This window comes from Nonomuraea sp. NPDC049309, assembly GCF_043196965.1.
In the GTDB taxonomy this organism is placed as follows: Bacteria; Actinomycetota; Actinomycetes; order Streptosporangiales; family Streptosporangiaceae; genus Nonomuraea; species Nonomuraea fastidiosa.
In genome coordinates this window covers 3,068,193-3,086,748 of record NZ_JBICSH010000001.1, presented here as the reverse complement: position 1 = coordinate 3,086,748, position 18,556 = coordinate 3,068,193, and the positions used below count along the sequence as shown (strand labels likewise).

Sequence of the window (18,556 nt, the reverse complement as noted above, 5' to 3'; positions counted from 1 at the left end):
GGCAGGTTCTACCCCGACCCGCAGAGCCTGCCCGGGGGTGGTGGCCCTCGTCCTCAAGGGCAACGGCGGAGACTTTCCATCGTGTAAGGCATTTTCTCGGCAAGGCGACACGTTGCACGTAGGAGGGCACCGGAACGGAAAGGGATACTCGACAACATGTCGGACCTACTCGCGCGCCATCGGGCAGTCATGCCCAAGTGGCTGGCACTCAACTACAACGAGCCCATCGAGATCGTCAGCGGCAAGGGCAACCGCGTCACCGACGCGGACGGTAAGAGCTACCTCGACTTCTTCGCCGGCATCCTGACCAACATGATCGGCTACGACGTCCCCGAGGTACGCGAGGCCGTCGAACGCCAGCTCGCCACCGGGGTCGTCCACACCAGCACGGTCTACCTGCTGCGCGGGCAGATCGAGCTGGCCGAGAAGATCGCGAGACTGTCCGGCATCCCCGACGCCAAGGTGTTCTTCACCAACTCCGGCACCGAGGCCAACGAGACCGCGCTGCTGCTCGCCACGTACGCGCGCAAGAGCGACCAGGTGCTCGCCATGCGGCAGAGCTACCACGGGCGCAGCTTCGGCGCGATCAGCGTGACCTCCAACCGGTCGTGGAAGAACAACTCGCTCTCCCCGCTCAACGTGCACTTCCTGCACGGCACCGACAGGCACCTGGCCCAGTTCAGGGGCCTGTCGGACGCCGACTACATCAAGGCGTGCGTCGACGACCTGCGCCACGTCCTCGCCACCTCCGTCTCCAACGACGTGGCCGCGCTCATCGCCGAGCCGATCCAGGGCGTCGGCGGCTTCACGATGGCCCCCGACGGGCTGTTCGCCGCCTACAAGGAGGTGCTGGACGAGCAGGGCATCCTGTTCATCTCCGACGAGGTGCAGACCGGCTGGGGCCGGACCGGCAGCTCGTTCTGGGGCATCGGCAACCACGGCGTGACGCCCGACATGATGACGTTCGCCAAGGGGCTCGGCAACGGCTTCGCGGTGGGCGGCGTCGTGGCGCGCGGCGACCTCATGGACGCCCCCCACGCGGTGGGCCTGTCCACCTTCGGCGGCAACCCCATCGCCATGGCCGCCGCCAACGCCACCCTCGACTATGTGCTCGACCACGACCTGCAGGCCAACGCGGCGCGCACCGGGGAGATCATCATGAGCGGCCTGAAGGCCGCCGCCGAGCGCCTGACCGTGGTCAAGGAGGTGCGCGGCAAGGGGCTGATGTTCGCCGTCGAGCTGCAGAGCCCGGAGCAGGCGAGCCGCTTCATGGAGCTGACCAAGCAGGCGGGCCTGCTGGCCGGCAAGGGCGGCCTGTACGGCACCGCCATCCGCATGGCGCCGCCCCTCACCCTCACCGTGGACGAGGCCACCGAGGGCCTGGGCATCATCGTCACCGCCCTGGAGACCATCGACGCGGAGGCGAAGGACCAGTGATGGCCGAGACCAAGCACGTCAAGCACTGGATCGGCGGGACCCTCGTCGAGGGCGGCTCCGGGCGTACCGGCGAGATCTTCAACCCCGCCACCGGCGAGGTGAGCGGTCACGTCGCGCTGGCCTCCGCCGCCGACGTGGACGCCGCGGTCGCCGCCGCCGCGGCGGCCTACCCCGCCTGGCGGGACACCTCGCTCACCAAGCGCACGCAGGTGCTGTTCCGCTTCCGCGAGCTGATGGACGCGCACCGCGACGAGCTCGCCGCCCTCATCTCCTCCGAACACGGCAAGGTGCACTCCGACGCGCTCGGCGAGGTGGCCCGCGGCCTGGAGGTCGTGGAGTTCGCCTGCGGCATCCCGCACCTGCTCAAGGGCGGCTTCTCCGAGGGCGTCTCGACCCGGGTCGACTCCTACTCGATCCGCCAGCCGCTCGGCGTGGTCGCCGGCATCACGCCGTTCAACTTCCCCGCCATGGTGCCGATGTGGATGTTCCCCATCGCGATCGCCTGCGGCAACACCTTCGTGCTCAAGCCGTCGGAGCGCGACCCTTCGGCCTCGCTGCTCATGGCGCGGCTGTGGCAGGAGGCCGGCCTGCCCGACGGCGTGTTCAACGTCGTGCAGGGCGACAAGGTGAGCGTGGACCGGCTGCTCGAACACCCCGACGTGCGCGCGGTGTCGTTCGTCGGCTCCACCCCCATCGCCAAGTACGTCTACGAGACCGGCACCGCGCACGGCAAGCGCGTGCAGGCGCTCGGCGGCGCCAAGAACCACATGCTGGTGCTGCCGGACGCCGACCTCGACCTGGTGGCCGACTCGGCGGTCTCGGCCGGGTTCGGCTCGGCAGGGGAGCGCTGCATGGCCATCTCCGTGGTGCTGGCCGTCGAGCCGGTCGGCGACGCGCTGGTGGAGAAGATCGTCGAACGCGTGGGCAAGCTCGTGGTCGGCCCCGGCGACGACCCCAAGTCCGACATGGGGCCGCTGGTCACCGGGCCGCACCGCGACAAGGTGGCCTCCTACCTCGACCTCGGCGTCCAGGAGGGCGCCAAGCTGGTCGTGGACGGCCGCGAGACGCCCGTGCTCGGCGGTGGCAAGGCGGCCGAGACGCCCGGCTTCTGGCTCGGGCCGACCGTGCTCGACCACGTGCCCGTCGGCTCGCGCGTCCACACCGAAGAGATCTTCGGCCCGGTGCTGTCGATCGTGCGCGTCTCCTCCTACGAGGAGGGCCTGGAGGTCATCAACAACGGCCAGTACGGCAACGGCACCGCCATCTTCACCAACGACGGCGGCGCGGCCAGGCGCTTCCAGAACGAGGTCGAGGTCGGCATGATCGGCATCAACGTGCCGATCCCGGTGCCCATGGCCTTCTACAGCTTCGGCGGCTGGAAGGCCTCGCTGTTCGGCGACACCCACGTGCACGGCACCGAGGGCGTGCACTTCTACACCCGCGGCAAGGTCGTCACCTCCCGCTGGCTCGACCCCTCGCACGGCGGTGTGAACCTGGGCTTCCCCACGAACGGGTAAGCGGCGCCCGGCGGGCGGGAGGAACGGCGCCTCCTCCCGCCCGCCTCCCCGGTAAGCTCCAGCACGACGGACAAGGGGGGACGCAGAGTGAACGGTCGTCGTACTTATGCCCTGGCGCTCGCCGTGACGGCGCTGGTCGCGGGCGTGGGTGCGGCGGCCTCCACAGGCGTCACGGCCGGCACGGCGAACACGGCCGGCAAGACCGGCACGGCGAATACCGCCGGCGCGGCGAGCACGGACTCCGAGCGGCAGGCCGTACGGCCCAAGCCGACCCCCACCGCCAAGAGCAGCGCCACCCCCACGCCCACGCCGAGCGCCACCCAGCTCGACGGGACGCTGCAGATCCTCACCTACCGCGGCTACGCCGAGTACGGCGGCGTCAGCTCCCGGGTCAACTGGGTGGGCTCGTTCGAGCGGGAGACCGGCTGCCGCATCGCCAGGCTCGACATCGCGCAGACCGCGGAAGAGCTGGCCGCCCGGGTCGGCGACCGGCCCTACGACCTCGTCACGGCCGGTCCCGCGCTGGCCGCCGACCTGATCCGGCGCGGGCAGGCGCGGCCCATCGACCCGGCCAAGGTGAGCGGCTACAACGACCTGGACAAGCGGTTCCGCGACATGACCACCGTCTCGGGCAAGGTCTACGGGGTGCCGTACCTCTGGGCGTACGACGAGTTCGTCCGCGACCGCCGCGCCGGGGGAGGGCTCGACGACGTGTTCTCCTCGACGCGGTCGGCGCTCAGGGACAGCCCGCTGACGATCGCCGCCGCCGCGCTGGCCGAGGGGGCGAAGGACCCGTACGAGCTGAGCGAGGCCGACCTGGACAAGGCGATGGCGCTGCTCGACCGCAACAAGGACCGCACCTACTGGCGCAACCCGATCGACCTGATCAAGGGGTTCGCCACGGGGGCGCTCGACTACGCCCAGGTCACGCCGTACTACCGGACGCTGCTGCAGAAGGCGGGGGTGCCCGTCGAGACCATCAAGACGCGGGCGACGACCGGGTGGCTCGACTCGTGGCTGCTCACCTCGACCATTCCCGACACCACCTGCGCCTACCGGTGGCTCAACTGGGTGACCGCGGCCGATGCCCAGCGCGACGCCGCCGCCTGGACGGGCATGGCGCCCGCCAGTGAGAAGGCGTGCAAGGGGCGGGCCAGGGCCATGTGCAGGACGTACGGGATGGGCGATGACAAGCGGCTCGATCGCGTGAGGTTCGCGGTGCGCCCGCCCGGTGATTGCCGCGCGGGCGACGGGGAGTGCACGGACTACGCCACCTGGGCCAAGCGGTGGCAGGAGCTCATGAAGTAGGCCGGTCGGTGAGCGCCGCCCTCACCGGAGGGCGCCGCGGGCTCGCCCTGTTCGCATCCGGGCGCGGCCCGCGCAGAGTTCCGCGCAGAGTGCCGCACAGAGTTTCGCTCAGGGGCCCGCTCGGGGCTTCGCTGTCCTCGGGGCGTCTTCGCCGCGCAGGCGGGCGAGGGCGCGTGCGTCAGCGGGACGGGAAGGCCACGACGGTGGCCATGGGCGCGGGCACGAGGGCCTCGGCGCAGTCGGCGCACGCGAGGACGGGCGCGTCGTTGGGCAGGCGGCCCACCCGCACCCGCGGGCGCGGCCATCTCTTGTGGCAGACGACGCAGGCGTCGCCGTCGCGCTGAGCCCAGGTCAGGCCCTCGGGATCGAAGGTCAGCACGTCCTGCGTCGCTCTGGTCGAACCCCAGTTCATCACGCTCCCACCAGCCATGGGACTCTCCGCATGTCGGAACCGTTATAACCCTGACTGAGGCCGTGAGCGTCCTGCAGAGCGTCAAGTCAGGGTGAATTCTCTACCCGTACGACGCCGTTTACACCACAAAAACGGGCATCCAGCCGCAAGCTGGATGCCCGTTTCGTTGGGTTTCGTCTAGAGGTCGGCGATCGCCTTCTCCAGGATGCCAAGACCCTCCTCGAGCAGATGCTCGGGGATGACCAGCGGCGGCAGGAAGCGCAGCACGTTGCCGTACGTGCCGGCGGTCAGCACCAGCAGGCCGTCGGCGTGGCAGCGCTTGACGACCTCCGCGACGGCCGCCGGGTTCGGCTCCTTGGTGCCCGGCTCGACCAGCTCGATGGCGATCATCGCGCCCCGGCCCCGCACGTCGCCGATGACGTCGAAGCGCTCCTTGAGCGCCTCCAGGCGGGGCAGCATGATCTCGCCGATCCGCCGGGCCTTGGCCACCAGGTCCTGGGCCTCGATCGTCTCCAGCACGCCCAGCGCGGCCTCGCAGGCCAGCGGGTTGCCGCCGTACGTGCCGCCGAGCCCGCCCGGGTGCACCTTGTCCATGATCTCCGCGCGGCCGGTCACCGCCGCCAGCGGCAGGCCGCCCGCGATGCCCTTGGCCGTGGCGATGACGTCGGGGACGATGCCCTCGTCCTCGCAGGCGAAGAGCGTCCCCGTACGCGCGAAGCCGGTCTGCACCTCGTCGGCCACGAACACGATGCCGTTCTCCCGGCAGAACTCCGCGATGCGCGGCAGGAAGCCCCTGGCCGGCACGATGAAGCCGCCCTCGCCGGCGATCGGCTCGATCACCACCGCGGCCACGTTGTGGGCGCCGATCTGCTTGGTGATCGCGTCGATGGCCTGCGCGGCCGCCTCCTCCGCGCAGTTCTCCGGGCCCGTCGGCCACCGGTACGGGTAGGCGAGCGGCACCCGGTAGACCTCCGGCGCGAACGGCCCGAAGCCCTGCTTGTACGGCATGTTCTTGGCCGTCAGTGTCATCGTCAGCAGCGTGCGGCCGTGGTAGCCGTGGTCGAACACCACGACGGCGGGCCGGCCCGTGGCATGGCGGGCGATCTTGACCGCGTTCTCCACGGCCTCGGCGCCCGAGTTCACCAGGAACGTGCGCTTCTCATGCTCTCCCGGGGTCAGCTCGTTGAGCTTCTCGCACACCCGCACGTACGACTCGTACGGGGTGACCATGAAGCAGGTGTGGGTGAAGTCGGCCACCTGCTTGCGCACCCGCTCGACGACCCTGGGCGCGGAGTTGCCCACGTTCGTCACGGCGATGCCGGAGCCGAAGTCGATCAGCGAGTTCCCGTCGGCGTCCTGCAGCACGCCACCGCCCGCGCGGGTCACGAACACCGGCAGCGTGGTGCCGACGCCGGACGGGACGGCGGCCTGCTTGCGAGCCAGCAACTCCTGCGACTTGGGACCTGGGATGGCGGTCACGACGCGCCGCTCCTGGGGAATGCTCATGCCCCTGACGCTACGGTCGCTTCCCACCTGCGCCGATACGTCGGTATGTCACACTGGGAGTGGTCGTCTTAGCCGAAATGGACAATTTCGCATGCCGCCTACGCTGCAGACCGTCATGCGTCGCATGCACCTCAAGCCGCTGGCCGGCACCGCGCGGCCCGGCGTGCTCGACGCGCCCGTGCGCTGGGTCGCCGTCAGCGAGCTGTCCGACCCCACGCCCTACCTGGAGGGCGGCGAGCTGCTGCTCACCACCGGCCTGCGGATGGACGGCGACCTGTCCGGCTACGTCGCCCGGCTGGTCAGGCGCGGGGTCTCCGGGCTCGGGTTCGGCGTCGGGGTCTCGCACGAGGAGACGCCGCCGGGGCTGATCGAGGCCGCGGAGGAGGCCGGGCTGCCGCTGCTCGAAGTGCCGCGCGAGATGCCGTTCATCGCCATCGGCAAGGCGGTCAGCGAGCTGCTCGCGGCCGAGCAGTACGAGGAGATCAGCCGCGCCTTCGCCGCCCAGGGCCGCCTGACGCGGGCGGCGCTGCGCCAGGAGGGCATGGTGGCCGTCATCGACCGGCTGGCCAAGGAGGTCGGCGGGTGGGCCGCGCTGCTCGACGAGTCCGGCGAGGTCCGCCACGCCACGCCCGGTGCGCGTACCGAGGCGGTCGCGGCCGAGCTGTCCCGGCGTCGCGGCCGTCCCTTCGAGCCGTCTCCACCGCCGGGGGCCGGCTCCGGCGCCCATCCCGGCCGCGCCGGTGAGACCCGGCCCGACTCGCGCGGGCCCGCCGGTGGTACGGGACGGCCCGACGCCCGGCCTGAGATGCGCAAGCCCGCCGGGGAGGCGCCGATGCCGGCCAGTCTCGCGCTGTCCGCGCCCGGCGAGCACATCGTCGTGCAGCCGCTGGGCGGCGGTGGCAGGCCGCGCGGGTTCTTCGCCGTCGGCGCCGGGCACGCCTTCTCGCCCGTCACCCACACCGTGATCAACGCGGCGGGCTCGCTGCTCACGCTCTCCATGGAGCAGGGCAGGGCCCAGCGCGCCGCCGAGCGCAGCCTGCGCGCCGCCGTGCTCGAACTGCTGCTCGCGGGGGAGGAGGAGCGGGCCAGGGCGGTGCTCGGCCGGCTGGGCGGACGGCTGCCCGGCGCGCCCGTGGTGGCGCTCGCGGCGGGACCCGAGGCGCTGGACGCGCTGGAGCCCGTCGCCTTCGCCGCGCTGACCGGCGTGCCCGACGTCGTGGCGCTCGTCCCCGAGCAGGACGCCGAGGAGGTGGCGCTGCGTGCGGGGGCGCCGGTCGGCGTGAGCCTGCCCACCGGCTACGACTCGCTGCGCGACGCGCTCGACCAGGCCAGGCGGGCCCTGGAGGCGGCCGGCGACACGCGGCGCGGGCCGGTCGTCAGGTTCGGCGAGCTGGCGGGGCAGGGGCTGCTCGCGCTGCTCGACCCGGCCGCCGCCCACGCGTTCTCCACGGCGGTGCTGGCGCCGCTCAACGCCTACGGGTCGCGGGCCGACCTGGTGGAGTCGCTGCGGGCGTACCTGGAGAGCAACGGCCACTGGGACGCGGCGGCGCAGCGGCTCGGCGTCCACCGCCACACCCTGCGCTACCGCATGAGGCGCGTCGCCGAGCTGCTCGGCCGCGACCTCGACGACCCCGGCGTGCGCGCGGAGCTGTGGCTGGCCCTGGAGGCGGCGGGCCGTCCCAGGGCCAAGCGGCGGGCTACTCCGGCTTCTCGACCTGGTAGCAGCAGATGACCGCGTTCGTCACCGCTTCGTAGGTGCGGCCGTCGCGCAGGTGCCCGGCCCGCTCCAGGCTGATCGCGCCCTGGGCGGCCGACCACAGCGCGTCGGCGATCTTGCGGGGCTGCGTCGGCACCAGGTAGCCGGCCGAGATGCAGTCGGCGATGACCCGGTCGAGGATGTTGAGCGCGGCACGGGCCAGCGTCCGCGCGCGCTCGCTGGGTTCGAAACCGGGGATCGCCCGCTCGAACATCAGGCTGTAGTAGCCGGGCTCGGACAGGCACGCCTGCCGGTAGGCCGGGCTGAGCGCCGTCAGGTGCTCGTACGGATTGCGCCGCGGCGGCACCGCCTCCAGATAGCGGCGGAACCGCTCGAACCCCTCCAGATAGAGCGCCTCCGCCAGCCCCTCACGGTTGCCGAACATCGTGTAGATGACGGTCGTCGTGCAACCGGCCTCGGCGGCGATCCTGCGCATCGTCAGGCTGTCGGGCCCGTCGGTCTGCAGCAGGTTCACCGCCACGTCGAGCAGGCGGGAGCGAAGTTCGTCATGGCTGGCGCGCTCACCCTGGGAGTACGCACCCTGCAGTCCGAGAGGCGCCGAGGTCATGAGACCTCCTTTATGGCCAAGGAGCTATGCGTCCTTGTGACCTCACGTCGTTCGGTCACGGGGCCCACGCCTTTCTGATCGGGGGCCCACCGCGCTGGAGACCCGCACCCGATGACTTAGCCATGGCGGAGATTCCTCAAACCCCTCCGCATGGTAAACATCCCGAATTGGGTCTACTTCTGTTACATCATGGGTATACAACGGGGCTTGTACTTAACGGTGAGCCCTCGTGTGAGTCTTGTGCATCGTGGTGTAAATCCCCCGTGCGGCCGTGGCATAACGTCGAGGTATGGACGTGCGTACCTTCTGGCTGGCCGGCCGCGCCGCGACCGGGGAGACCGAGCTCACTGTCACCAACCCCCACGACGGCCGCGAGGTCGGTCGGCACTCCGTGCCGACCGACGCCCAGGTGGAGGAGGCCGTCGCGGCCGCGCACGCGGTCGCGAAAGAGGCCGCCGCGCTGCCCGTGCACGTGCGCGCCGAGGCACTGGCCCACGTCTCGCGCCGCATCGCCGAGCGCGCCGACGAGATCGCCCACCTCATCACCGCCGAGAACGGCAAGCCCATCATGTGGGCGCGCGGCGAGGTGAGCCGCGCCATCGCCACGTTCCGCTTCGCCGCCGAGGAGGCCCGCCGCTGGTCCGGCGGCGTGCAGCGGCTCGACACCGAACCCGCCGCCACCGGGCGCCTCGCCTACGTCACCCGCGTGCCCAAGGGCCCCGTGCTGGCGATCACCCCGTTCAACTTCCCGCTGAACCTCGTCGCGCACAAGGTCGCCCCCGCCATCGCCGTCGGCGCGCCCGTCGTCGTCAAGCCCGCCCCGGCCACCCCGCTCTCCTCGCTGCTGCTCGGCGAGATCCTGGCCGAGACCGACCTGCCCGCCGGCATGTTCTCGGTGCTGCCCATCGAGAACGAGCGCGCCTCCGCCCTCGTGACCGACCCCCGGCTGCCCGTCGTGTCGTTCACCGGCTCCGCCCCCGTCGGCTACGCCATCGCCGACCAGGTGCCGCGCAAGCACGTGACGCTGGAGCTCGGCGGCAACGCCGCCGCCGTCGTGCTGGCCGACGCCGACCTCGACTGGGCCGCGCAGCGCATCGCGCTCTACTCCAACTACCAGGCCGGGCAGAGCTGCATCGCCGTCCAGCGGGTGATCGTCGAGGAGCCGGTCTACGACGCGTTCGTCGAGCGGCTGCTGCCCGCCGTCGGCGCCCTCGTCACCGGCGACCCCACCGACGAGAAGACCCAGGTCGGGCCGCTGGTCTCCGAGGCCGCCGCCGAGCGGGTCGAGCAGTGGATCCGCGAGGCCGTCGACGCCGGCGCCACCCTGCTCGCGGGCGGCGGCAGGGAGCGCGCCACCATCGAGCCGACCGTGCTGGCCGGCGTGCCGCGTGAGGCCAAGGTCGCCTGCGAGGAGGTCTTCGGGCCCGTCATGATCCTGCAGCGGGCCGCCTCCATCGACGAGGCGTACGCGATGGTCAACGACTCCAAGTACGGTCTGCAGGCCGGCGTGTTCACCCGCTCGCTCGACGCCGCCTTCCGAGCCAACCGGGAGCTCGAGGTGGGCGGCGTGATCATCGGTGACGTGCCGTCGTACCGGGCCGACCAGATGCCGTACGGCGGGGTCAAGCAGTCCGGCGTCGGCCGCGAGGGGCTGCACTCGGCCATGGAGGACCTGACGTACGAGAAGGTCATGGTCCTGACCGGGCTGACGCTCTGACGCCTGAGAGGTGCGGCGGGGTGACGCAGCGCGCCCGCCACCCCGCCCGTCTACTGGGCCCGTCTACTGGGCCCGTCTGTGGGGCCCGTCTATTGGGCCCGTCCGTGGGGCCCGTCCATGAGAGCAGCGGCCCGTCCTGTCAGGCGCGCTCCGCCGTGCGGAAGAGCGCCTTGATCGTGTCGCCGAAGTACGGGCCGTACATCGTACGCCGGTCGTCGCTGTACTTGAAGCTGCTCAGCGACATGATCGTGCCCTTGCCCGTCGCCGCGTCGAACGACGTCAGCCACGGGCCGCCGCTCGCCCCTGCCGTCATGTCACAGCCGAGACCCTGGTCGCGGGTCTGGCCGTGCGGGTCCTTCCTGAGCCGGCCCGCGCAGTAGACGAGGTGCGAGCCGTCGTACGGCGGGTCGGCCGGGTAGCCGAAGCCGAACGCCTGGCCGCCCCTCGGGGTGTTGAACGCGATGTCCTGACCGCCCACCACGTCGGTCACGTGCCGGCCCTTCGAGGTGGCCAGGGCGACCATGCCGACGTCGTAGTTGTCGTCGGCGCTGCGCGACCACGGGCCGGCGACGAACATGCGGCGGGCGGTGTACTGGCCGTACGGGCGCGGGCCCGCCGTGCCGTACGCGGGGACGAACGTCCAGTTCGCCGCCCACTCGCCGGTGCCGTCCTTGACGCAGTGGCCGGCGGTGATCACGACGTCCCTGTTGGCGCTCTTGACCGTGCTCGCCGAGCAGACGAAGTCGACGCCCGCGACGGTCAGGAACACCCGCCCCGTGGTCCGCGCCACCTGGCCGCCGGTGATCCAGCGGGAGCCGGACGTGGTGGCGGCCGGCCTGGCGGGCCTGCCCGCCGCCGGCTCGGCCAGGGGGCGGGCGGCGGCCATGAGCTCACGCGGGCCCGGCAGGCCGGCGCCGCCGGCCGGCGTGGCCGCATCGCCGCTCGCGAGCCGTCTCGGAGCACCGCTCGCGGGCTGTCCGGAAGCGCCGCCGGCCAGGTGTCCCGGCGCGCCGCCCGTGAGACCTTGCGTGAGACCGCGCGTCAGGCCGCCCGGGAGGTCCCCGCCGAGCAGGCCGCCTGGGAGGTCACTGCCCAGCAGGCCGCCGTTTCTGAGGAGACCGCCGCTCTTCAGGCCGCGCTCGACGAGGCCGAGCAGGTCGATCGGCAACGCCCTGGCCATGCGTTCGGGAGTCCAGTACGCGAGCACGCGCCGCTGGTCGGTGGCCGTCCTGGCGGCCACGTGCTCGACGATGTCCTCGACGATGTCAGTGCGCTCCGCAAGGCGCGCGGGAGCGACGGCCGGGACCCCGGCCGGGGCGTCGGCCTGCTGGCGGGCGGGTGCCGCACCGACGAGGGCGGGGCCGATCAGCCCCGCCAGGAGCGGGGCCGCCGCAAGCAGGGGGGTGCTCATGGTCATGCCCCATGAGTGTGCACCACGAGATGTGTTCTTGTGACTGCTTTCGGTGAATTGATCAGGCTGCGTTGGTGGATTGCGCCGCTTGGTAGACGGCCTGGGCTTCGCTCCCGAAATAAGGGCCGAACATCCAGTTGGGGGCGAAATTGTAGGTGAAGCTGTTGACGGAATTCTGCGTGCCGAGCCCCGTGGATTCGTTGAAATTCAGCAGCCAGGGGCCGCCGCTGGAGCCGCCGGTCATGTTGCACGTCAGCCCGAGGTCCTCGCTGGCCAGGACGTCGTCGAACGTCCGCCCGCTGCAGTAGACGAGCTTCGAGCCGTCGTACGGCGCCGCCGCCGGGTAGCCGAAGGCGTACATCTGCCGGTCGCGCGGCTGGTTGAAGGCCACGCCCTGGCCGCCGACGGTGTCCACCAGCGTCTTGCCGTTGACCGGCGCGACCACGGCGGCGGCCACGTCGAAGTTGATGTCCTCGCGGCTGCTCCACTGCTGGGTGGTGAGCAGCCGGGTGGCCGGCCAGGTGCCGAAGGGGCGGTTGCCGTTGTCGTAGCCGGGGACGAAGACCCAGTTCGTGTGGAACGTTCCGTTCATCTTCACGCAGTGGCCCGCGGTGAGCACCACGCTCTTGTTGGCGCTGGTCACCGCCGTGCCGGAGCAGGAGGCGTTGCGGCCCTGGGTGGTGAAGAAGATCCGCCCGGTGGTGCGCGCGATCGCGCCGCCCTTGGTCCACGCCGCGCCGGGACTGTTCGCGGCCTGCGTGCTGGTGCCGGTGCCCGCCGTGCCGCGGGTGGGTGGAGCGGTCCAAGCCCGGCCCTGGCGAGGTTCGGCCGCGCCGGGCGCCGCCTTGGGGCCGGGGGCGTCGAGCGGCTTGGCGGACTCCATGCGCTGCTCCGTCCAATACGTCATCACCTGCCGCCGTTCGGATGCGGAGTCGGCGGCGGCGTGCTGGGCGGGCTTCGGCTGACCCTGCTGAGGGGTCTTCGCCGGGGTCGTGGACGTCCTCAGGCCCTGGTGCCGTGCGGTCCCGGACGCTCCGGCCGGCTCGCCGGGGGACGCGCCGCGGGCGCCCGGGCCGCCCTCGGGGCCGGACGCCTGTGCCGCTCCCGCGGGTAGCGCACCGGCCAGCAAGGTGCCGGTGAGCGCGGCGGCGGAGAGCAGGGCGATTCTGCGGTGCATTACGTACCTCCCTAAAGCGGACTACGGGGAGGGAACGTAGCGAGACCAATATCGGGATTTCTCAAGATTCGCTCATTCCGATATGACGAAATCCCGGCATAAATGGACTGGGTTATCTCGTGTCACATAAGGCGAAGAATTTCGACCCGGCCGCCTCGGCGTGCCTGAGCGCCCGGCGTAGCGGGGAGAATGGGTCTGTGCATGAGAAGACCCTCCGCTCCGTCGTCCTCCTCGGTTCCACAGGTTCGATCGGCACGCAGGCCCTCGACGTCATCGCCGCCAACTCCGACGGCTTCCGCGTCGCGGCGCTCGCGGCCGGGGGAGGGAGGGTCGAGCTACTGGCCAGACAGGCGGCCGAGTTCGGGGTCGAGGCGGTGGCGGTGGCCGACGCGGCGGCCGTGCCCGCGCTGCGGGAGGCGCTCGACGCCCACGGCGTCAAGCCGGTCGTGCTCGGCGGCCCCGACGGGGTGGCCGAGGTGGCCGGCTGGGAGTGCGACATGGTGCTCAACGGCATCACCGGCGCGCTCGGCCTGTCGTCCACGCTGGTCGCCCTCAAGGCGGGCCGCCTGCTCGCGCTGGCCAACAAGGAGTCGCTGATCATCGGCGGGCCGCTGGTCAAGCGGCTGGCCGCGCCGGGTCAGATCCTGCCCGTCGACTCCGAGCACTCCGCGCTCCAGCAGTGCCTGTGGGCGTCGGGTCCCGAAGGCTACGACCCCTCGCGCGTCAAGCAGCTCGTGATCACCGCGAGCGGCGGGCCGTTCCGCGGCATGAAGCGCGAGGAGATGGCCGGCGTCACGCCGGAGATGGCGCTGGCCCATCCCACCTGGTCGATGGGCCCGTACATCACGATCAACTCCGCCACGCTCGTCAACAAGGGCCTGGAGGTCATCGAGGCCCATCTGCTGTTCGATCTGCCCTTCGACCGCATCGAGGTCGTGGTCCACCCGCAGTCGATCATCCACTCCATGGTCGAATACGTCGACGGCTCCACCATCGCCCAGGCCAGCCCGCCCGACATGCGGCTGCCGATCGCGCTCGCGCTCGGCCACCCCCGCCGCGTCCCCGGCGCCGCTCAGCCGATCGACTGGTCCACGGCCCACACGTGGACGTTCGAGCCGCTCGACGACGACGCCTTCCCCGCCGTCGCGCTGGCCCGCCACGTCGGCGGCGAGGGCGGCACCGCGCCCGCCGTCTACAACGCCGCCAACGAAGTGTGCCTCGACGCGTTCCTGCGCGGCGATCTGCCGTTCCTCGGCATCGTCGACACCGTGGCCAAGGTCGTCGAAGAACACCAGGTCACCCCGGCCGGCTCCGTCGAGGAGGTGCTCGCGGCCGACGCCTGGGCGCGGGCCCGTGCGGCCGAGCTCACGGCCGGGCAGTCCCGCTAGCTACCTAAACTGGAAAGCGTCGTCACAGTAAGGGTTGAAATGTCTTCTGTAGCTCTCGGCATCCCGACGGTCCGCCCCAAGCCGCTCGCCGAACGCCGCCGCTCCCGCCAAGTCATGGTCGGCAACGTGCCCGTCGGCGGCGACGCCCCCGTCTCGGTGCAGTCGATGACGACGACGGTGACCGCCGACGTCAACGCCACACTCCAGCAGATCGCCGAGCTCACCGCTTCGGGCTGCCAGATCGTCCGCGTGGCCGTGCCGTCCCAGGACGACGCCGACGCGCTGCCGCTGATCGCCAAGAAGTCGCAGATCCCGGTGATCGCCGACATCCACTTCCAGCCGAAGTACGTCTTCGCCGCCATCGACGCCGGATGCGCGGCCGTCCGCGTCAACCCCGGCAACATCAAGAAGTTCGACGACAAGGTGGGCGAGATCGCCCGCGCCGCCTCCGACGCCGGCGTGCCCATCCGCATCGGCGTCAACGCCGGCTCCCTCGACCCCCGCCTGCTGCAGAAGTACGGCAAGGCGACGCCCGAGGCGCTGGTCGAGTCGGCGTTGTGGGAGTGCTCGCTGTTCGAGGAGCACGGCTTCCGCGACATCAAGATCTCGGTCAAGCACAACGACCCGGTCGTGATGATCAACGCGTACCGGCTGCTCGCCGCCAAGTGCGACTACCCGCTCCACCTCGGCGTCACCGAGGCGGGGCCCGCCTTCCAGGGCACGATCAAGTCCGCCGTCGCCTTCGGCGCGCTGCTCGCCGAGGGCATCGGCGACACCATCAGGGTCTCGCTGTCCGCGCCTCCGGTCGAGGAGGTCAAGGTCGGCACCCAGATCCTCGAGTCTCTGGGGCTGCGCGAGCGCGGCTTGGAGATCGTGTCCTGCCCGTCGTGCGGGCGGGCGCAGGTGGACGTCTACACCCTCGCCGAGCAGGTCCAGGCCGGTCTCGAGGGCATGAAGGTGCCGCTGCGGGTGGCCGTCATGGGCTGCGTCGTCAACGGGCCCGGCGAGGCCCGCGAGGCCGACCTGGGCGTCGCCTCCGGCAACGGCAAGGGCCAGATCTTCGTCAAGGGCGAGGTCATCAAGACCGTGCCGGAGTCGCAGATCGTCGAGACGCTCATCGAGGAGGCCATGCGGCTCGCCGAGGAGATGGGCGTCGAGATCGACCTCGACGACGACACCGCGACCGGCCCCACGGTAACGGTGGGCTGACCACCGTTTCCACCGCCACGGCGGGCCGGCCCCGGCCGTGCGGTTCGGGTGGGCCGGTCACCGGTCCTGCGGTCACGGTGGGTTCGGCTCCGGTCCTACGGCTTCGGTGGGCTCACCTCCGGCCTTTCCCGGTTGCCCGGCCGGCCACCTCCGGTCCGGTGGGCTTGCGTCGCGGGCTGAGCGCCACGCGCCTTTCCGAAGGTCGCACGCCACGGCCCTCGTAGGCGGCTGAGCGCTGCGGAACCCCGGAGCCTCAGCCGGCCGAGCACCATCTGAGACGTGCCCGCTCGACGGCGGGCACGTCTTTTCGTGTCTCCGTGACCCGGCTCCCGGCGGCTTGCCGAAGCCCGGACGGTGGCGGGCCGGGCCGAGCCCGCGGGCCGGACGGCTGGTGGACTCGGCAGGTTCCCGCGGCCCGGCAATCTTGCTGCTAGGCGTTGGCAAGCTTTTCCCCATACGCTTCGTGATCGCCCGGTGACTCAGGGGAGCATCGCAGGGCCTATGAACAGGAAGGGGACCGGGTGAAACGGGTAGTGGGGGTCGTCGCCGGAGTGGCGATGCTCGTGGCCGGGGTCGGGAGTGCGAACGGGACCGCGGCGGCGGTGGCCGGACCGGAGGCGTCGGCGGCAGCGCGGCAGGCAGCGGCGGCGGCCGTGACGTGGGCGGCCTGCCCCAAGGTGCCGGGTAAGTCGGCGTCGGCGGAGCTGGAGTGTGCGACCGTGCAGGTGCCGCTCGACTACAGAAGGCCGAAGGCTCAGACGATCAAACTGGCGCTCAACCGGATCAAGGCCAAGGTGCCCAGGGGCAGCAGGCATCTCGGTACGCTCTTGGTCAACCCGGGCGGGCCGGGCTCCCCTGGCAGGAACCTGACGGAGTACGTTGCCTCGTCCCTGCCCGCCGACGTGGCCGAGCGGTACGACATCGTCGGCTTCGACCCGCGCGGCGTCGGCGGCAGCGAGCCCGCGATCCACTGCATAGACGCCGAGACGTTCTACAAGGCGCCGAGGCTCGACCAGATCCCCCGCAACAGGGCGCACGAGAAGGCGCTGCGGGACCGCGCCGCCAAGTACGCGGAGGCGTGCGGCGACCGGTGGTCGTGGCTGCTGCCGCACCTGACGACGGAGAACTCCGCCAGGGACATGGACCGCATCCGCGCCGCGCTCGGCGAGGAGAAGATCAGCTACCTCGGCTACTCGTACGGCACCTACCTCGGCGCCGTCTACGCCACGCTGTTCCCCGGCCGGATCAAGCGCCTGGTCATGGACAGCACGGTCGATCCGAGCGGCAGCTGGTACGAGCTCAACCTCAGGCAGAACCGCTCCTTCGAGCGCCGTCACCGCCAGTTCCTGGCCTGGACGGCCCGGCACAACGACGTCTACAAGCTGGGCTCGACGGTGAAGCAGACGTCGTTCGCCTTCTACGCGATGCGCGACCGGCTGCGCTCGCACCCGGCCGGCGGCGTGGTGGGCCCGAGCGAGCTGGACGACACGTTCGCGCTGGCGGGGTACACGGACAGGGTGTGGCCGGCGTTCGCGCAGGCGTGGTCGTCGTACGTGCGCGACGGCGACGCCTCGGGTCTGACCGACATCTACACCCGGCACGGCAAGAACGACGCGGCCGCCGAGAACGGCTACGCCGTCTACCTGGGCGTGGAGTGCAGCGACGCGCGCTGGCCGCGCAAGTGGGAGAAGTGGCGGGCCGACATGACCAGGATGCACCGCAAGGCGCCGTTCCTGACCTGGCCCAACGCCTGGTACAACGCTCCCTGCGCGTTCTGGCCGGTGCGGGGCGGCACGCCGGTGCAGGTCAAGGACTCGCCGAAGCTGCCGCCGTTCCTGATCCTGCAGTCCAAGGACGACGCGGCGACGCCGTACCGCGGGGCGCGGGAGATGGCCCAGCGCTTCCCGCGCGCCCGGCTCGTGGTGGACCAGGGCGGCAACCACGGGGTGACGCTCGCGGGCAACGCCTGCATGGACCGGCATCTGGTGGCGTACCTGCGAGACGGGACGCTGCCGAGGGGCGGCTCGTCCTGCGCGGCGGCGCCGGAGCCGAGCGCGGTGGTGCCGCAGGCGGCCGGCCGCTCCCGGGCTCCCGATCTGCTGGGCCTGCTCGGTGTGCTGGACCTGCTGAAGGGCGGCCGATAAGGCCCGCTGCGGGGCGCCCGGTGAGATCGTTCCAAGGGCGCCCGCAGGCGATCGTGTAGCCCGCGCAGAGGTCGGACGTCAAGAATGGGTTACCGTGGGCATTTCCGGATGAGCCATTCGGTAACCCTTCGCGTAGTCTGACCATTGTGATGCTGCGTACATCGGCGTCGCGCGTGCTCGACGACAACGACCGGGACGAGGTTCTCGCCCTGCTCGACGCCGATCCGGTCGCCAACGTCTTCGTCTCCTCGCGGGTGCGGGCCGTCGGCCTCAACCCGGCGAGGCTGGGCGGGCAGATGTGGGGCTATGGCACGCGCGGCAACCTCGTGTCGCTCTGCTACGCCGGGGCCAACATGGTGCCGGTCAACGCCGGTCCTGAAGCCGTGCAGGCGTTCGCCGACCGCGCCCGCAAGCAGGGCCGCCGGTGCTCGTCCATCGTGGGCCCGGTCGACGCGGTCAGCCTGCTGTGGGAGCGGCTTGAGCCGCACTGGGGGCGGGCGCGGGCGATCCGCTGGGCGCAGCCGGTCATGGCGACCTCCAGCAAGCCGCCGGTGCCGGCCGACCCGCTCGTACGCCGGGTGCGTCCCGAGGAGTTCGACATCCTGCTGCCCGCCTGCGTGGCGATGTTCACCGAGGAGGTCGGGGTCTCGCCGAACCTCGGTGACGGCGGCGCGCTCTACCGTACGCGGGTGGCCGAGCTGATCAGGATCGGCCGCTCGTACGCGCGGATCGAGGACGGCCGGGTGGTGTTCAAGGCGGAGATCGGCGCGGTCACGCCGCAGGCCTGCCAGATCCAGGGGGTCTGGGTGGCGCCCGAGCTGCGCGGCAGGGGGTACGCGGTGGGCGGGATGGCGGCCGTGGTCGAGGCGGCGATGAACTGCTTCGCCCCCGTGGTCACCCTGTACGTCAACGACTACAACCACCCGGCGCGCGCGGTCTACCGCAAGGTGGGCTTCCGCGAGGTGGGCACGTTCATGTCCGTGCTTTTCTGACGGATCCCGCGGAG

Annotated in this window: 14 protein-coding genes; 9 read left to right on the top strand and 5 right to left on the bottom strand. The window is 71.5% G+C overall.

The annotated features are described in order from the left end of the window. Positions 1-156 precede the first annotated feature (156 nt). The 3 genes from ACGFIM_RS13605 to ACGFIM_RS13595 all read left to right on the top strand — a co-directional run bounded on the left by ACGFIM_RS13605 (position 157) and on the right by ACGFIM_RS13595 (position 4,262). Positions 157-1,437, top strand: coding sequence for an aspartate aminotransferase family protein (locus tag ACGFIM_RS13605; RefSeq protein WP_393199529.1), 1,281 nt, complete (start codon positions 157-159; stop codon positions 1,435-1,437). Next, on the top strand, positions 1,437-2,954 hold the full coding sequence (locus tag ACGFIM_RS13600) for a CoA-acylating methylmalonate-semialdehyde dehydrogenase (RefSeq protein WP_393199526.1): 1,518 nt from the start codon (positions 1,437-1,439) through the stop codon (positions 2,952-2,954). The genes ACGFIM_RS13605 and ACGFIM_RS13600 overlap by 1 nt, the downstream gene beginning before the upstream one ends. An 87-nt stretch (positions 2,955-3,041) precedes the next feature. Continuing rightward, positions 3,042-4,262, top strand: a complete 1,221-nt coding sequence (locus ACGFIM_RS13595; RefSeq protein ID WP_393199524.1) for an extracellular solute-binding protein — start codon at positions 3,042-3,044, stop codon at positions 4,260-4,262. 178 nt (positions 4,263-4,440) lie between these two features. On the opposite strand, the gene ACGFIM_RS13590 is transcribed toward ACGFIM_RS13595, so the two are convergent. Both ACGFIM_RS13590 and gabT read right to left on the bottom strand, forming a co-directional pair. Beyond that, positions 4,441-4,674: a hypothetical protein gene (locus ACGFIM_RS13590; RefSeq protein WP_393199521.1), complete on the bottom strand. Its 234-nt coding sequence runs from the start codon at positions 4,672-4,674 to the stop codon at positions 4,441-4,443. Between the two features lie 177 nt (positions 4,675-4,851). Further along, the gene (gene gabT, locus ACGFIM_RS13585; RefSeq protein ID WP_393199518.1) at positions 4,852-6,180 is read right to left on the bottom strand and encodes a 4-aminobutyrate--2-oxoglutarate transaminase; all 1,329 of its coding nucleotides are present in this window, start codon (positions 6,178-6,180) and stop codon (positions 4,852-4,854) included. Between the two features lie 91 nt (positions 6,181-6,271). Between gabT and ACGFIM_RS13580 the strand changes: the two genes are divergently transcribed. Then, positions 6,272-7,912 (top strand): PucR family transcriptional regulator ligand-binding domain-containing protein, encoded by a 1,641-nt coding sequence (locus tag ACGFIM_RS13580; protein ID WP_393199515.1) that lies wholly within the window; start codon positions 6,272-6,274, stop codon positions 7,910-7,912. Here the strand turns inward: ACGFIM_RS13580 and ACGFIM_RS13575 are convergent. Then, positions 7,878-8,504 (bottom strand): TetR/AcrR family transcriptional regulator, encoded by a 627-nt coding sequence (locus ACGFIM_RS13575; RefSeq protein ID WP_393199512.1) that lies wholly within the window; start codon positions 8,502-8,504, stop codon positions 7,878-7,880. The genes ACGFIM_RS13580 and ACGFIM_RS13575 overlap by 35 nt on opposite strands. A gap of 289 nt (positions 8,505-8,793) precedes the next feature. Here ACGFIM_RS13575 and ACGFIM_RS13570 point away from each other — a divergent pair, with 289 nt between their 5' ends. After that, a complete protein-coding gene (locus ACGFIM_RS13570) occupies positions 8,794-10,221 on the top strand; it encodes an aldehyde dehydrogenase family protein (protein WP_393199509.1) in 1,428 nt (475 codons plus the stop codon). Between the two features lie 139 nt (positions 10,222-10,360). On the opposite strand, the gene ACGFIM_RS13565 is transcribed toward ACGFIM_RS13570, so the two are convergent. Beyond that, positions 10,361-11,632, bottom strand: a complete 1,272-nt coding sequence (locus tag ACGFIM_RS13565) for a trypsin-like serine peptidase (protein ID WP_393199506.1) — start codon at positions 11,630-11,632, stop codon at positions 10,361-10,363. 61 nt (positions 11,633-11,693) lie between these two features. Next, positions 11,694-12,809, bottom strand: coding sequence for a peptidase (locus ACGFIM_RS13560; RefSeq protein WP_393199503.1), 1,116 nt, complete (start codon positions 12,807-12,809; stop codon positions 11,694-11,696). Between the two features lie 197 nt (positions 12,810-13,006). Between ACGFIM_RS13560 and dxr the strand changes: the two genes are divergently transcribed. The 4 genes from dxr (at position 13,007) to ACGFIM_RS13540 (ending at position 18,542) form a co-directional block, all read left to right on the top strand. Beyond that, positions 13,007-14,197, top strand: coding sequence for a 1-deoxy-D-xylulose-5-phosphate reductoisomerase (gene dxr, locus ACGFIM_RS13555; protein ID WP_393199500.1), 1,191 nt, complete (start codon positions 13,007-13,009; stop codon positions 14,195-14,197). Between the two features lie 39 nt (positions 14,198-14,236). Beyond that, positions 14,237-15,406, top strand: a complete 1,170-nt coding sequence (ispG, locus tag ACGFIM_RS13550) for a flavodoxin-dependent (E)-4-hydroxy-3-methylbut-2-enyl-diphosphate synthase (RefSeq protein ID WP_393199497.1) — start codon at positions 14,237-14,239, stop codon at positions 15,404-15,406. Between the two features lie 521 nt (positions 15,407-15,927). After that, on the top strand, positions 15,928-17,550 hold the full coding sequence (locus tag ACGFIM_RS13545; protein WP_393199494.1) for an alpha/beta hydrolase: 1,623 nt from the start codon (positions 15,928-15,930) through the stop codon (positions 17,548-17,550). A gap of 149 nt (positions 17,551-17,699) precedes the next feature. Next, positions 17,700-18,542 carry a GNAT family N-acetyltransferase gene (locus ACGFIM_RS13540; protein WP_393199751.1) on the top strand — a complete coding sequence of 281 codons (843 nt, stop codon included), beginning with the start codon at positions 17,700-17,702 and terminating at the stop codon, positions 18,540-18,542. Positions 18,543-18,556 lie beyond the last annotated feature (14 nt).

What these genes read in the sequence shown, in the direction of transcription:
- ACGFIM_RS13590 (WP_393199521.1), bottom strand. Translation starts at nt 4,674, where the DNA reads ATGAACTGGGGTTCGACCAGAGCGACGCAGGACGTGCTGACCTTCGAT.
- ACGFIM_RS13570 (WP_393199509.1), top strand. Translation starts at nt 8,794, where the DNA reads ATGGACGTGCGTACCTTCTGGCTGGCCGGCCGCGCCGCGACCGGGGAG.
- ACGFIM_RS13605 (WP_393199529.1), top strand. Translation starts at nt 157, where the DNA reads ATGTCGGACCTACTCGCGCGCCATCGGGCAGTCATGCCCAAGTGGCTG.
- ACGFIM_RS13600 (WP_393199526.1), top strand. Translation starts at nt 1,437, where the DNA reads ATGGCCGAGACCAAGCACGTCAAGCACTGGATCGGCGGGACCCTCGTC.
- gabT (WP_393199518.1), bottom strand. Translation starts at nt 6,180, where the DNA reads ATGAGCATTCCCCAGGAGCGGCGCGTCGTGACCGCCATCCCAGGTCCC.
- ACGFIM_RS13540 (WP_393199751.1), top strand. Translation starts at nt 17,700, where the DNA reads ATGCTGCGTACATCGGCGTCGCGCGTGCTCGACGACAACGACCGGGAC.
- ACGFIM_RS13575 (WP_393199512.1), bottom strand. Translation starts at nt 8,504, where the DNA reads ATGACCTCGGCGCCTCTCGGACTGCAGGGTGCGTACTCCCAGGGTGAG.
- ACGFIM_RS13565 (WP_393199506.1), bottom strand. Translation starts at nt 11,632, where the DNA reads ATGAGCACCCCCCTGCTTGCGGCGGCCCCGCTCCTGGCGGGGCTGATC.
- ACGFIM_RS13580 (WP_393199515.1), top strand. Translation starts at nt 6,272, where the DNA reads ATGCCGCCTACGCTGCAGACCGTCATGCGTCGCATGCACCTCAAGCCG.
- ispG (WP_393199497.1), top strand. Translation starts at nt 14,237, where the DNA reads ATGTCTTCTGTAGCTCTCGGCATCCCGACGGTCCGCCCCAAGCCGCTC.
- ACGFIM_RS13560 (WP_393199503.1), bottom strand. Translation starts at nt 12,809, where the DNA reads ATGCACCGCAGAATCGCCCTGCTCTCCGCCGCCGCGCTCACCGGCACC.